Source organism: Bradyrhizobium sp. CSA112 (assembly GCF_029051645.1).
GTDB lineage: Bacteria > Pseudomonadota > Alphaproteobacteria > Rhizobiales > Xanthobacteraceae > Bradyrhizobium.
In genome coordinates this window covers 466,391-479,085 of the sequence record NZ_JAACFS010000001.1, presented here as the reverse complement: position 1 = coordinate 479,085, position 12,695 = coordinate 466,391, and the positions used below count along the sequence as shown (strand labels likewise).

The window sequence follows — 12,695 nt, the reverse complement described above, 5'->3', positions numbered from 1 at the left end:
CTCCGATAGGTTAGAGATGTACGGCCTTGACGGCCCGTCGCTCGTCAGTGGACAATTTCAAGGAGGCCCGCGGCGCCCATGCCGCCGCCGATACACATGGTAACAACAGCAAACTTGGCCTGGCGCCGGCGGCCCTCGATCAGGGCATGGCCGGTCAGCCGTGCTCCGGTCATGCCGTAGGGATGACCGACTGCGATCGATCCGCCATTGACGTTGAGCTTTTCCGGATCAATCCCGAGCTTGTCGCGGCAATAGATCACCTGCACCGCAAATGCCTCATTCAATTCCCAGAGATCGATATCATCGATCCTAAGTCCGTGACGCTTGAGTAGCCGGGGCACGGCGTAGACCGGCCCCACTCCCATCTCGTCAGGCTCGCAGCCCGCTGCGACAAAGCCGCGGAAGATACCGAGTGGCTTTAGTCCTTTCTGTGCAGCCAGCTTGTCGCTCATGATGACGGCGGCACTGGCGCCGTCCGAGAGCTGGCTCGCATTGCCGCCGGTAACAGTGAAACCCGGCCCCTTTGCCGGCTTGACGCCAGAAAGACCCTCGGCTGTGGTATCGGGACGCGGCCCTTCGTCGGCCGACAGCGTCACTTGTTGATACGATACGGCGCCGGTCGCCTTGTCCGTGACAGCCATCGTGGTCTTGATCGGTGCGAGTTCGTCGTTGAAGCGGCCGCCCTGCTGCGCTGCCGCCGTCCGGCGCTGGCTCTCGAGGCTGTATTCGTCCTGACGTTCGCGCGAGATGTCGTAGCGCTTCGCGACGATCTCGGCCGTATCCAGCATCGCGATGTAGGCGTCCCCCTTCATCGCGAGCAGTTCGGGATCGACGGCATGAAAGCTGTTGAACTGGTTGTTCTGGACCAGGCTGATAGATTCGCCGCCGCCGCCAATGGCAACCTCCGCGCCATCGAAGATGACCGAGCGCGCAGCTAAGGCAATCGCCTGCAGGCCAGACGCGCATTGCCGGTCGATGGTGGTTCCGGCCACGCTGACCGGGAGTCCGGCGCGCAGCAGCGCCTTGCGGGCAATGTTGGTACCTGTGGTGCCCTGTTGCATGGCGCAACCCATCACGACATCCTCGACTTCGGCACCCTCCACGTTGGCGCGTGATAATGCAGCGGAAATAGCATGACCCAGCAACGTCGCGCCTTCGGTATTGTTTAGGGCGCCCTTGTAGGCCTTGCCAATGGGGGTGCGAGCAGTCGAGACTATTACGGCTTCAGTCATTGTTACCTCCGGTCGGGGGCGGCAGTCGATTTGCTGCGTTGGAAGGAGATTCAGCTCTGCTGCGCGTACCGCGTCAGGTGATAGGCAGGATCGCCGAACTGGACGTTGATGGAGCTTATTCGCTTGAAGTAGTGGCCGACGTTCAACTCGTCGCTCATGCCCATGCCGCCGTGTAGCTGCACGGCTTGCTCCGCGACAAAGCGTGCGGCGTACCCGACCTTCGACTTCGCGCCGGACGCCAGTTTCGATCCATTTGGCTCATGGGCGGAAAGGCTGAGGTTCAGATGCTGGGTGAGCGAGATCGCCTCTTCGAGCGCGATGAACATGTCGACCATGCGGTGCTGCAAGACCTGAAAAGTCCCGAGAGCGACACCGAACTGCTTGCGCGTTTTACTATACTCCAGCGTCGCGGAATTCAGCACAGACATGGCACCGACTGCTTCGGCGCAAAGGGCTGCGATGGCGCGATCGCGGGTCGCCTCCAGGGCAACCACGCCCGCGCCCTCGCTGCCCAGCATCTGGTCGGCAGACACCTCGACGTTCATCAGCGTGAGTTCAGCGGCGCGCCGGCCGTCGATGGTCTTGTAGCTCTGCAGGTGAAGATTGGCTGCATGGCGATCCACGACAAACAGACTGACGCCGTCGCGATCGCGTGGTCCACCCGACGTGCGAGCCGAGACGATCAGCTTATCGGCCCACGGCGCACCGACCACCGCAGCTTTGGTTCCGCTCAGAACAAATTTGTCCCCTTGGCAGCGCGCGGTGGTGGTGACGTTGTTGAAATCATAACGTGACCGTCCTTCCGCCCAGGCCAGCGCCCATGTCGCCTCGCCCTCCATAATCTTCGGAAGGAACGCCTGGCGCTGCTCGGGCGAGCCGACGTCCTCGATCAGGCCACCGGCGAGGACAACCGTCTCAAAATACGGCTCGACAACGAGGTTGCGGCCGAACTCCTGCATCACGATCATCGTCGCAAGCGAGCCGCCGCCAAGGCCGCCTGAACTTTCCTGGAATGGCGCGGCGCAGAGCCCGAGTTCGGCAAAGGATTTCCAGTGCCTGCGGCTCCAGCCTTCATCGGTCGCAACGATCTTGCGGCGCTCGTCAAAATCGTACTGCTCGCGCAGGAAGCGTTGAATGCTGGAGCGGAGCAATTCCTGTTCTTCGGTCAACTGAATATCCATCGGATGCCTCGTGCGATGTGGTCAGAGACCCAAAACCGCTTTCGCGATGATGTTGCGCTGGATCTCGTTCGATCCCCCGTAAATGCTGAGTTTGCGAGAGTTCAGATACTTTTCCGTCGCGGTGTGTCCGTAGTCCGGCCCCGGCATGAAGCGATTCGCGGTTACCGGGTGCTCGCGTATAGCCAGACCGTAGTTGCCGATCGCCTGATGTGTCAGGTCGGTGATGCGCTGGAATATCTCGGTGCCCCTGATCTTGAACAGCGATGCGGCTGGTCCCGGGTCGATGCCTCGCGACATCTGCGCAACGATGCGCAGTTCCGTCGCCTCCAGCGCGAGCACATCGAGCTCGACGCGTGCGATCTCCCTAATGAACTCCCCGAACGCCGCATCGTCCTCTCCGACTTCGGTTCTCACGATCTGCTTGAGACGCGCGAGATAACGTGTCGACCGGCCGATCCCGGCCATGCTGGTACGCTCGTTGCCGAGCAGGAATTTCGCGTAGGTCCAGCCCTTGTTTTCCTCGCCGATCAAATTTTCGGCCGGGACCCGCACATCCTCGAGGAACACATCGTTGACCTCGTGCGATCCGTCGATGGTGATGATCGGCCGCACGGTGACGCCGGGCGATTTCATGTCGATCAGGAGGAAGGAGATGCCGGCCTGGGGCTTCGCTGCAGGATCCGTCCGCACCAGGCAAAATATCCAGTCGGCATGCTGGGCCAGCGTTGTCCAGGTCTTGTGGCCGTTGACGATGTAGTGGTCGCCGTCGCGCACCGCCTTGGTGCGGACCGAGGCGAGGTCTGAGCCGGAGCCCGGCTCCGAATAACCCTGGCACCACCAGTCCTCCCCCGAGAGAATCCCTGGCAGAAACTTCTTTTTCTGCGCATCGTTGCCGAAGGTGTAGATGACCGGGCCGACCATCGTGACACTGAACGCCAGCGGCGGCAGCGTTCCGGCGCGTGAGGTCTCTTGTTCAAAGATGAAGCGCTGCGTGACCGACCAGCCCGGGCCGCCGTACTCCTTGGGCCAGAGCGGCGCGATCCACCCCTTCTTGTGGAGGATCCGGTGCCAGAGCAGCGACTGCTCCCTGGTCAAATCGGTCTCGGGGTTTGCAACGCGCATTTCCTGCGGATAGTTCTCCGCAATAAAGGCGCGCACCTCGTCACGAAACGCTGCGTCCTCGCTTGAAAGCTCGAGTTCCATCGCGCGAGGCCCCGTTACCACTTCTCGCCGAAAGGACGAATCTCCAACTCAAAGGTCCAGGCGCTTTTGGGCTGCTGATAAAGCAGCCAATAGGATTCCGCGACTGAGGATGGCGGCATCAAAGCGTCGGGATCATCCAGCGCATTCGGACCGAGTGCCTCGATCCGTCGCTGGCGCACCCATTCGGTGTCGACGCCGGAATCGATGATGAGGTGGGCGACGTGGATATTCTTGGGCCCCAACTCACGTGCCGTCGCCTGTGCCACGGCCCGCAGACCGAACTTGGCGCTGGCGAACGCCGCATAACCCGCCCCGCCGCGGAGACTCGCGGTCGCGCCGGTGAAGAAGATATTGCCCTTGCCGCGCGGCAGCATCAGCCGCGCCGCTTCGCGGCCGGCGAGGAAGCCGGAATAGCAAGCCATCTCCCATACCTTGCGGAACACGCGCTCGGTGGTTTCCAGGATCGGAAAATTGACATTGGCCCCGATATTGAAGATGCAAACCTCGAGCGGCGCGTGCTTGTCGGCATCACCGAGGAAGGAAATGATTTCCTCCTCCTTGCGTGCGTCGAGGGAGCGCGCGTGAATTTCGCCGCCGGCTTTCTCGATCTCCTTGACGAGCGGTTCGAGCTTGGCGCCGTTGCGGCGTCCGGCGAATACGGTGAAGCCCTCTGAGGCGAATTTCTTTGCGATCTCGCCGCCAATAAAGTCACCGGCGCCGATCACGGCCACGGTTGCGTTTCTCTTTTGCAAAGGCGTTCTCCCGGTCAAGTTAACTGAGTTCGTCGTTGGAATTTCAACGCGTGGCTGGCAGCAGCTCGGTCGCGATGCAAACAGGCCGCGAGCTTATGCTCGCGGCTCTTGCCAGTTGAGCTTCCCGGCAAGACGTCGACCACGACGATTTTCGGCGGCGGAATATAGGCAGTGAGCCAAGGCTTGATGGAATCCATCAGATCCATCGCCTTGACCCGCGCTCCTGGTGAAGGTTGCACGAACGCGACAAGCTCCCCATCACCACTAAGGCCTCGTCCAATGACGGTGGATTGGACATCCTCGTGTGAACTGAGAAGTGCCTCGACCTTGGCTGAGACGGCGCCAATCATTTCTTTGGTACGACCGAGAATGTACAGGCAATTGCCGTCAAAGCGGGCAATATTGCCGGTATTGAACCAGCCTTCGCTGTCGATCGCTTCGCCTGTCAGCTCGGGAGCGAGATAATAGCCGCGCATCACGTTGCGTCCGCGCACGTGGAGTTCTCCGACTTGTTCCTTTGATAGTGGTATGCCGTCGAGTGTTCTGATGCGCCCTTCTACTCCCGGCGGCAACGTGCCAACAACGCCCTGCCCCAGATCGCGGTAGCTCCAGTACGCCCCGTTTTCGACCAGCGCGATCCGGTCGGGGGCTTCGGCAACCTGGCTGGCCGTTACTTTATGGATGCGGCGCGGCAAGCCGACAGCAATCTCGTCGAGATTGATCGCCTCCGAAAGCTCCGCCACGACCGACCTCCCGACCAAAGCATGCCCATTTCTGCAACGCGGCACATTCGTCCTTACCTAACGTTCTTTTTTAGAACTCGTCAATCGCTAATTCATCATCCCTGTTTGATGAGGTCCCGAAAGGGGCAACCTGGCTGCCGTATTCAACTGAGCATGATTGAAAACCGTCGTTTACAAGCCATCAACCCGACGCTACGCTAAAAGTATCAAATAGGAACTTAATGGGAGGAATGTGATGCGGGAAGCCCGCGGCGTGGCGATACTTGTGGGCGCAGGCGACGCCATCGGAGCGGCCGTGGCCCGGCGTTTTGCGAAGGGCGGCTATACGGTTTGCATCTGCAGGCGTGATGCGTCCAAGTCGCAGGGGCTTGTGGGCGAGTTGAGGGCTGCGGGACACAACATTCACGCGTTCAGTGTCGATGCCCGCCAGGAAGCAGAGGTCCAAGGCATATTTGCGCGAATCGAGAAGGAATTCGGACCCATCGAGGTCTGCCTCTTCAATGCGGGATCGAACGTCAACAAGCCATTGCTGGAGACAACCGAGAAGCTGTTCTTCAAGGCTTGGGAATTGGCCTGCTATGGCGGCTTCCTGGTCGGACGTGAGGCTGCGCGCGTCATGGTTCCGCGCAAGCGCGGCACCATCTTCTTTACCGGTGCGACCGCCAGTGTGCGTGGCGGCCCGGGGTTTGCGGCATTTTCATCAGCGAAGTTCGGACTTCGAGCAGTGGCGCAGGCGATGGCGCGCGAGCTCGGACCGAACAACATTCACGTCGTGCATCTCCTGATCGACGCCGGCGTCGACAGCGAGGCGATTCACCAGCGCATGAAAGCGGCGAAGGGGATCGAGGCAAGCGAAATTCCCCCAGATAGCCTGACCAAGACGTCTTCCATTGCCGAAGCCTACTGGTTCACCCACCAGCAAAGCCGGGATGGCTGGACCCACGAACTCGATCTCCGCCCCTCTGTGGAGAAGTGGTGACATGAACGCAACGCCAAACCTGACCCTGTGGGGTGTTGGGACCAGCCGCACCATTCGTGCGCACTGGGCCATGCACGAACTTGGCTTGTCCTACAAGGCGAAGCCAATCGGACCGCGGACAGGCGAGACCAAAACCGCCGAATACACCAGGCTCAATCCCCGCCAGAAGATTCCACTGTTGCAGGACGGCGACTTCTGCATCGGCGAAAGCGCCGCAATCGTTGCCTATCTGTCGCGAACGTATTCGACGCCCGACCGTTCGCTGATTCCCGTAACCCAGCGCGAGTTCGCCGCCTGGCTGGAATGGTGCTTCTTTATCGTGGCCGAGCTCGACTCCACCAGCCTCTACGTGATGCGCCGCCATCGCGCGGATGCACTGGGACACATCTATGGAGTTGCGCCCGAAGTCGTCGCTCAAGCCGGCGAGTATTTTCGGCAACAGTTGCGACACGTTGAGGTCGCGCTGGCAGATGGGCGGACGTTCTTGATGGGTGACCAGTTTACCAGCGCTGACATCCTGCTTACGACGTGCCTGGATTGGGCCATCGCTTACGGCGTCGGTATTTGCGACAACGCGCAACCCTATCTTGAACGCATCCAGATGCGGGAGGCCTATCAGCGAGCCGTCGCGGCGAATGTTCCGGCGGCGCCGATTACGCCGGCGGCGAACGCCTGAGAACCGTTCGCCGATCGCGGGAGCGGTTCGGTTCAGATCGCCACGCGCACGGCGCGTTCGGCTACCATCCTGTCGATGGCGCTATCGTCGTAACCCAATTCCCGCAATACGTCGCGCGAGTGCTCGCCGACCCGCGGAGCAGGCCCGCCGATCGCGGCCTCATTGATTTCGAAGCGGGCCGCCGGCTTGGGCTGCCGCACCCGCCCGACCTTCGGCTGATCGAACTCCGCAATGATACCGCGCGCGATCACCTGTTCATTGTGGATGATTTCGCCTCGGCGCAGGATCGGCGCGCAAGGCACGTCGGCGGCGTCGAGGCGCTCCAGCCATTCAGCCGTCGTGTGCAGGCCGATATATTCCGCCATCTTGTTGATGCGCGCCGTGGCGTTGACCGAACGCGCCGCCGGAGTCGCAAAGCGGGGATCGTTGGCAAGCTCGGGATCGCCGGAAGCCCGGCAGAAACCCTGCCATTCGGAATCCGAAATGGTACCGGCCGTGATGTAGCCGTCGCTGGTCTTGAACACGAGATCCGGCCGGTCGTTGGGATCGGCGGCTGTGGCCTCGGCGCCTACCACCGTGTACTGCATCATGCCTTCGGGCCACAGGTAGGAAATCATCGCATCCAGCATCGCGACCTGAATATGATCGCCCTGCCCGGTTTTCTCCCGGGCGTAGAGCGCCGCCGCCACCGCCTGCGCGGTGAACACCGCGGTGGTCTTGTCACACACGATGGTGCGGATCATCTGCGGACGGTTCGTGACCGGCTGCGACTGAATATCGGCGAAGCCGGACAGGCCCTGAACAATCGGATCGTAGACGCGCTTCTTCACATACGGGCCGGTATCGCCGACGCCGCTGATCGAGACGTAGATCAGGCGCGGATGGCGCTGGCGCAACTCATCGACGCCGAGACCGAGGCGCTCCATAGTGCCGGGCCGGAAGTTCTGCACCAGCACATCAGTCTGCGCGACCAGTTTGGCGAGCACCTCGCGGCCGGCCGCGCTCTTGACGTCGATTGACAGCGAACGCTTGCCGCGGTTCGAAGAGATGAACAGCGCGGAGAACTCGCCGTCCTTGTCGATCGTGGCACGGCTGCGGCGGGTGATGTCGCCGCCGATCGGCTCGATCTTCAGGACGTCGGCGCCCTGATCCGCCAGAAACATAGTCGCGAACGGGCCCGACACAACGCCAGTCAGATCGAGGACACGAACACCGCTAAGCGGGCCAGGCATGGGCATTCTCCCGAGTTAACTTTTTGCTTTAGGTCCGGGAGTTTGGCTTCGCCACTCATCCCGAACATTCGCCGCAGTCAGGCCGTCTTGGGAACAGGCTGTCTGGTCTGTTCGACGATCGATTCCTCTACGTCACGAACCTGATCCTTGCCAAAGAACATTTCCTTTCCAACGAAGAAAGTCGGTGAGCCGAATGCTCCCCGGCTGACGGCGTCGTTGGTCAGGTCGATCAGCCTCTTCTTGACGTCATCCTGTTGTGCGCGGGCAATCAACCGGTCGATCTCGACGCCTGAGGAGATGAATGCGTTCCGGAAGATTTCGAGGTCGTCCATCTTCTTCGGCTCTTCCCACATATGATGGTAGGCGGCGCGGAAATAGGACTCGAACACGCCTTCGAATTGGGCGGCGACGGCGCCGCGCATCAACATCAGCGTATTGACCGGAAAGAAGGGATTCTGACGGAACTTCGTGATGTTGTGGCGCCGGATAAACCGTTGGGTCTCGAGTGCCTGGTATTCCGGCTTGTTCTTGATTCCGCGAAGCGAGTCGAACGGCGACATGTTGCCCGTGGCCTTGTAGATGCCGCCAAGCAGAACCGGGACGTACTCGAATTTGACGCCGGTACGCCGCTCAATCCCCGGAATGGCTACTTCCGCCAGATAAGCGTTCGGACTGCCGAAATCGAACTGGAATTCAACCTTCAGGGGCATGTCGGCTCCTCCCGCGAGTGTATTGGATGATCAGGTTTGGTGTCCAATAGCCGAACTCCGGCTACCAATTGTCTTTACAGTTCTAAAAACGAACTGTAAATTTTCGCGAATTTCAGCTGATTTTACTCAATCCATGGGGGGATTGTTTGGAGCTGAGTACCTATCTAGAATGGTAGGGAAAGCCGAGGTTCCCTGGACGATTCGAGCGGAGTCTGGGTGCCGGATGGACTGGAGAGCAGGAAATGCGATGGGATGCCCTTGAAGAAGAACCGTGTTCGATGGCCCGCACGATCGGCGTGATCGGCGACCGTTGGACCCTTCTTATCCTGCGCGAATGCTTCCTGCGCACGCGCCGCTTCGAAGGATTTCAGTCCGCGCTCGGAATAACACGCCATTTGCTCGCCGAGCGGCTGAAGAAGCTGGTCCGGCAAGGCGTGCTGCGCCGCATTCCCTATCAGGAGTCGCCCAAGCGGCACGAATACATCCTTACCCAGAAGGGACTCGATCTCTATCCGATCATGATGGCGATCGTGCATTGGGGCGACACGCACATGGTCGACGAACGCGGTCGGCCGTTGCTGCACCAGCACCGCAAATGCGGCAAGAACTTCGATCCGGTCATGGTGTGCTCCGAATGCGGCGAGCCGCTTTCGGCCAAGGAGGTTCATACCCACCCCGGCCCCGGTGCCCGAAGCACCCCGGCCATAAAGGCGCCGGAGAAACCGAAGGCAAAGGCGCGCCGCAGCGCCGCTTGAGGTGACCGCTCACCCTGGACGACCTCAGAGGCGAACGGCTGAACCGCCCTTAGACCCGTATCACATCTCGATTTGTTTCGTTGCAGTAGAGGCGCTCTGCCTGTTCAGAGCGATGTTTCAGCACGGCACGTTGATTGACATAGGCCTTATCGGTGATTTCTCCTGCGGCCAATGACGGCGGATCCGTCAGCAGGGAGAACGAACAGATTCGTTCGCTGCTTCCAACGGTCTCGTTGTACTCCCGAAAACGATCTTTCAGAAATTGAACCACGAGAGGGTCGCAGGTTAAATCCGAGGCTGGCGTCTTCGAAATTCGCGCCGCCTCGGTCGGATTCAACCAGCAAAGCAGCGCGCACCATTCACGGTTCTCCCCCGCAACGACAATGTCCAGCAATACGCCGCGCGTGGCAGCCAAAATCGCCGCGCGCATATTCCCGATCGAGACCCACGTGCCGTTCGCCAGTTTGAAGTTCTCGGAAATTCTGCCTGTAAAACGCAGCCCAAGCTCCGGCTTCTGAGGATCCAGAAACGAGACGGTATCGCCGATGCGATAGAACCCCTCCTCATCGAAGGCCTTTTCCGTCAAATCCGGCCGTCCGAGATAACCTGGCGTAACGTTGGGTCCCTTGACCCTTGCCTCGTAAGTATCGGAGACCGGGATCAGTTTTAGCTGCAGACCCGGCGCGGGTAGACCAATCTCTCCCGGCTGATCCGTCGCCCAATGGGTCGTACTGATTGTCGGGGCCGTTTCGGTGGTGCCGTAGCCCGACATGACCGGAATTCGCCGGCCGGTGATCGACGATGTCAGCCGATAGAGTTTTTCAAGCGTGCCCTGCGAGATTGCAGCCCCGGCATAACTCAATCGATCCATCCGCTTGAACACGCTGGCGCCAAGATCGAGGTCGTTCTCGATCGCGTCACATAAGAGATTATAGCCGGCAGGTACGTTGAACATGGCGGTGGGCGAAATCTCCTTGAGGTTCGCGACCGTCTTGTGGAAGAGCTGAGGCAGCGGCCGGCCATCGTCGATGTAGAGGGTCCCGCCATTCTTGAGAATGCCGTGAAGAATAACGTTACTGCCCATCGTATGGTGCCAGGGCAGCCACTCGACCTGCACCGGCGCGTCCGGAGGAGACACCAGCAGACTGCCCATTTGCAGGGAGCTCGCCATCATGCGGTGGGTATTGAGCACGCCTTTGGGGAAACCCGTCGAACCGGATGTGAATAGAATCTTTGCGACAGCGTCGCAAGAAACCGAACGTGAAGCATCCGCGAATCCTTCACTCGCCGTTCGGGATGTCAGTACGCCGAAAGGCACGGTGTCCGGCGCCCCATCGACGCTGATCCAGGTTGCGGCTGCCAACTCGGGAATGGAGCGCCCAGCCGAAAAGTCGCGCCCGCTCTGGACGAAAACGAAACTCGGGCGGAGCGCTTCCGCTATATCACTGAGGCGAGCCAGGCCGCCGGGCATCAGCGTGTAGTTTGGCGATATCGGCGCCAGGATTACCCCTATCGACATTGCGGCAAACGAGATCACCGCGTTCTCGATGGAGTTTCCTGAAAGTATCGCAAGCTTGTCAGCCGGCTTTGCGCCCATATCGATCAGGCTTTGGCCGACCGCCTGAACCTGCAACCATGCCTCGCGGTACGTGATCTCGTCCCAACTCCCATCCGCATTGCGTTGCGCAAGAAAGATTCTATCCGGAACAGAATTTGCCCAGGTCGGAAGAAAATCCGTGATGCGCCAGTCACAGTTCCCCAGTTCAAGCGGCGAGCTCAACATGAGCGTGCCGTCGGTTCGACGCTCGATGGAAAGTGCTCTCGGCGCAAACGTCAGTGCCTTTGTCGACATCGAAAAAGATCTCCTGAATTGCTGTGATGGTCCGACGAGCAACTGGTCGGCGGTTCGCACCCAAACCGCCAACTGCCGCGCCCGTCACTTCGCCGGTGCGCGGTTCACTCGGACCTGGCGTCCAGCACTTCCCCGAAAGCTTGCCAGCTCGTGCCGCTCCACCGCTGCAATCGCATCTGCGTCCAGATCATGTTTTCGGTGTCGGTGGTGTTGACCTTGATGCCAGGCAGCGCAGTCGGAACGACGAAGTCTTTCAGGTTCTTGGCCTGCGCAAGAATATTCTTGCGTGAAAGATCATTGCCGCATTGCTTTAGAATCTGCTCGAGCAGGACACCTTGCTGATAGCCGGTCAGATAGCTGCCGTTGGTGATGTCCGCGCCCGGCAAATACTTGTCAAAGAACACCCGAAAGGCCTGCATGCCCGGGTCGTCTTTCCATGCCGAATCCAGAACATCCTTGTTGGTCGTACCGACGATCACGCCGACCGATTTGTCGAGACCGGCGGGCGCTAGCGTGCCTCCGACCGAGCCCGAAGGAAAATTAATGATCACGGTCGCCTTCCAGCCGATCACCGAGGCTTGCCGGATGGCCTGCGCCGCGAACTTCGGCGTGCCGGCGATCACGAGGGCATCCGCACCGGAGCTCTTCAAGTTTACGACCTGTGAATCAACCGTCGGTTCGGTGACCTCATAGGAAGCGCTCACGACCTTTCGGTCGAAGTCCTTACCCAGAAACGACTTGAAGGCGTTGACATAGTCTTTGCCGAGGTCGTCGTTCTGATAGAGGATGGCATACTTGGTGTTTGGCAGTGCCCTCGTCAGATATTTGGCGTAGATCTTTCCTTCGGTGTCGTAGCTGACAAGACCCGTCGTGGTGAGCGGGTAATTGGCAACGTCCGTGAACTTGGATGACCCGCTGATGATTGCGATGCTGGGCACCCCCTTCGACCGCAGGTATTTTGCCGTAGCCGAGATGCCGGGAGTGCCGAGCTGGCCGAACATGAACGACACTTCGTCGCTCTCAACCAGTTTGCGGACGTGCTCCACCGCTTTGGGAGGGCTGTATGCGTCGTCATACGCGATGTAGTTGATCTTGCGACCGTTAATGCCGCCGCGATCGTTGAGCGACTGAATGTAGGCCATAACTCCCTTGCCCACGAGACCGATCGATGAGGCCGGTCCGCTGAAGGGAAAAACGCCGCCGATCTTGATCTCGGTAGCAGAGATTCCCGGCTCGTCGGCCGCGAGTGCCGGACCGCTCAAAAGCAGAGCCAGAGCCGCAACAGCCTTCCATTTCACCAACATTGCTCATCCTCCCGAACGCGCACCCTTCCGGGGTACGTCGTCTTCGCGAGACTACAGTTCTTTTTTAGAACCCGTC

At 60.0% G+C, this 12,695-nt stretch carries 12 protein-coding genes; 3 read left to right on the top strand and 9 right to left on the bottom strand.

What is annotated here, in order from left to right; all coding sequences use genetic code 11:
- Positions 1-44: 44 nt before the first annotated feature.
- The 5 genes from GWE18_RS02435 to GWE18_RS02415 are packed head-to-tail and all read right to left on the bottom strand — an operon-like array spanning position 45 to position 5,111.
- Positions 45-1,232, bottom strand: coding sequence for an acetyl-CoA C-acyltransferase (locus GWE18_RS02435; protein WP_275184197.1), 1,188 nt, complete (start codon positions 1,230-1,232; stop codon positions 45-47).
- A 50-nt stretch (positions 1,233-1,282) separates the two neighbouring features.
- Complete coding sequence (locus tag GWE18_RS02430) at positions 1,283-2,413, bottom strand: acyl-CoA dehydrogenase family protein (RefSeq protein WP_275184196.1); 1,131 nt, start codon at positions 2,411-2,413, stop codon at positions 1,283-1,285.
- Positions 2,414-2,434: 21 nt separating this feature from the next.
- On the bottom strand, positions 2,435-3,616 hold the full coding sequence (locus tag GWE18_RS02425; RefSeq protein ID WP_275184195.1) for an acyl-CoA dehydrogenase family protein: 1,182 nt from the start codon (positions 3,614-3,616) through the stop codon (positions 2,435-2,437).
- 14 nt (positions 3,617-3,630) lie between these two features.
- Positions 3,631-4,368, bottom strand: coding sequence for an SDR family oxidoreductase (locus tag GWE18_RS02420; protein ID WP_212423389.1), 738 nt, complete (start codon positions 4,366-4,368; stop codon positions 3,631-3,633).
- Positions 4,369-4,382: 14 nt separating this feature from the next.
- Positions 4,383-5,111, bottom strand: a complete 729-nt coding sequence (locus GWE18_RS02415; RefSeq protein WP_275184194.1) for an AMP-binding protein — start codon at positions 5,109-5,111, stop codon at positions 4,383-4,385.
- 235 nt (positions 5,112-5,346) lie between these two features.
- Here GWE18_RS02415 and GWE18_RS02410 point away from each other — a divergent pair, with 235 nt between their 5' ends.
- Positions 5,347-6,090 carry an SDR family NAD(P)-dependent oxidoreductase gene (locus GWE18_RS02410; RefSeq protein ID WP_275184193.1) on the top strand — a complete coding sequence of 248 codons (744 nt, stop codon included), beginning with the start codon at positions 5,347-5,349 and terminating at the stop codon, positions 6,088-6,090.
- Position 6,091: 1 nt separating this feature from the next.
- The gene (locus GWE18_RS02405; protein ID WP_275184192.1) at positions 6,092-6,766 is read left to right on the top strand and encodes a glutathione S-transferase family protein; all 675 of its coding nucleotides are present in this window, start codon (positions 6,092-6,094) and stop codon (positions 6,764-6,766) included.
- Positions 6,767-6,798: 32 nt separating this feature from the next.
- Here GWE18_RS02405 and GWE18_RS02400 read toward each other — a convergent pair whose 3' ends face one another.
- Both GWE18_RS02400 and GWE18_RS02395 read right to left on the bottom strand, forming a co-directional pair.
- Positions 6,799-7,998: a CaiB/BaiF CoA-transferase family protein gene (locus GWE18_RS02400; protein WP_275184191.1), complete on the bottom strand. Its 1,200-nt coding sequence runs from the start codon at positions 7,996-7,998 to the stop codon at positions 6,799-6,801.
- Between the two features lie 77 nt (positions 7,999-8,075).
- The gene (locus GWE18_RS02395) at positions 8,076-8,708 is read right to left on the bottom strand and encodes a 2-hydroxychromene-2-carboxylate isomerase (protein ID WP_275184190.1); all 633 of its coding nucleotides are present in this window, start codon (positions 8,706-8,708) and stop codon (positions 8,076-8,078) included.
- 242 nt (positions 8,709-8,950) lie between these two features.
- Here GWE18_RS02395 and GWE18_RS02390 point away from each other — a divergent pair, with 242 nt between their 5' ends.
- Complete coding sequence (locus tag GWE18_RS02390; RefSeq protein WP_057852115.1) at positions 8,951-9,463, top strand: helix-turn-helix domain-containing protein; 513 nt, start codon at positions 8,951-8,953, stop codon at positions 9,461-9,463.
- A 49-nt stretch (positions 9,464-9,512) separates the two neighbouring features.
- On the opposite strand, the gene GWE18_RS02385 is transcribed toward GWE18_RS02390, so the two are convergent.
- Positions 9,513-11,315 carry an AMP-binding protein gene (locus tag GWE18_RS02385; protein ID WP_275184189.1) on the bottom strand — a complete coding sequence of 601 codons (1,803 nt, stop codon included), beginning with the start codon at positions 11,313-11,315 and terminating at the stop codon, positions 9,513-9,515.
- A gap of 104 nt (positions 11,316-11,419) precedes the next feature.
- Positions 11,420-12,619 carry an ABC transporter substrate-binding protein gene (locus GWE18_RS02380; RefSeq protein ID WP_275184188.1) on the bottom strand — a complete coding sequence of 400 codons (1,200 nt, stop codon included), beginning with the start codon at positions 12,617-12,619 and terminating at the stop codon, positions 11,420-11,422.
- Between the last annotated feature and the right edge of the window lie 76 nt (positions 12,620-12,695).

Coding starts and splice junctions, on each gene's coding strand:
- GWE18_RS02435 (WP_275184197.1), bottom strand. CDS start 1,232: ATGACTGAAGCCGTAATAGTCTCGACTGCTCGCACCCCCATTGGCAAG.
- GWE18_RS02430 (WP_275184196.1), bottom strand. CDS start 2,413: ATGGATATTCAGTTGACCGAAGAACAGGAATTGCTCCGCTCCAGCATT.
- GWE18_RS02425 (WP_275184195.1), bottom strand. CDS start 3,616: ATGGAACTCGAGCTTTCAAGCGAGGACGCAGCGTTTCGTGACGAGGTG.
- GWE18_RS02410 (WP_275184193.1), top strand. CDS start 5,347: ATGCGGGAAGCCCGCGGCGTGGCGATACTTGTGGGCGCAGGCGACGCC.
- GWE18_RS02405 (WP_275184192.1), top strand. CDS start 6,092: ATGAACGCAACGCCAAACCTGACCCTGTGGGGTGTTGGGACCAGCCGC.
- GWE18_RS02400 (WP_275184191.1), bottom strand. CDS start 7,998: ATGCCTGGCCCGCTTAGCGGTGTTCGTGTCCTCGATCTGACTGGCGTT.
- GWE18_RS02395 (WP_275184190.1), bottom strand. CDS start 8,708: ATGCCCCTGAAGGTTGAATTCCAGTTCGATTTCGGCAGTCCGAACGCT.
- GWE18_RS02390 (WP_057852115.1), top strand. CDS start 8,951: ATGCGATGGGATGCCCTTGAAGAAGAACCGTGTTCGATGGCCCGCACG.
- GWE18_RS02385 (WP_275184189.1), bottom strand. CDS start 11,315: ATGTCGACAAAGGCACTGACGTTTGCGCCGAGAGCACTTTCCATCGAG.
- GWE18_RS02380 (WP_275184188.1), bottom strand. CDS start 12,619: ATGTTGGTGAAATGGAAGGCTGTTGCGGCTCTGGCTCTGCTTTTGAGC.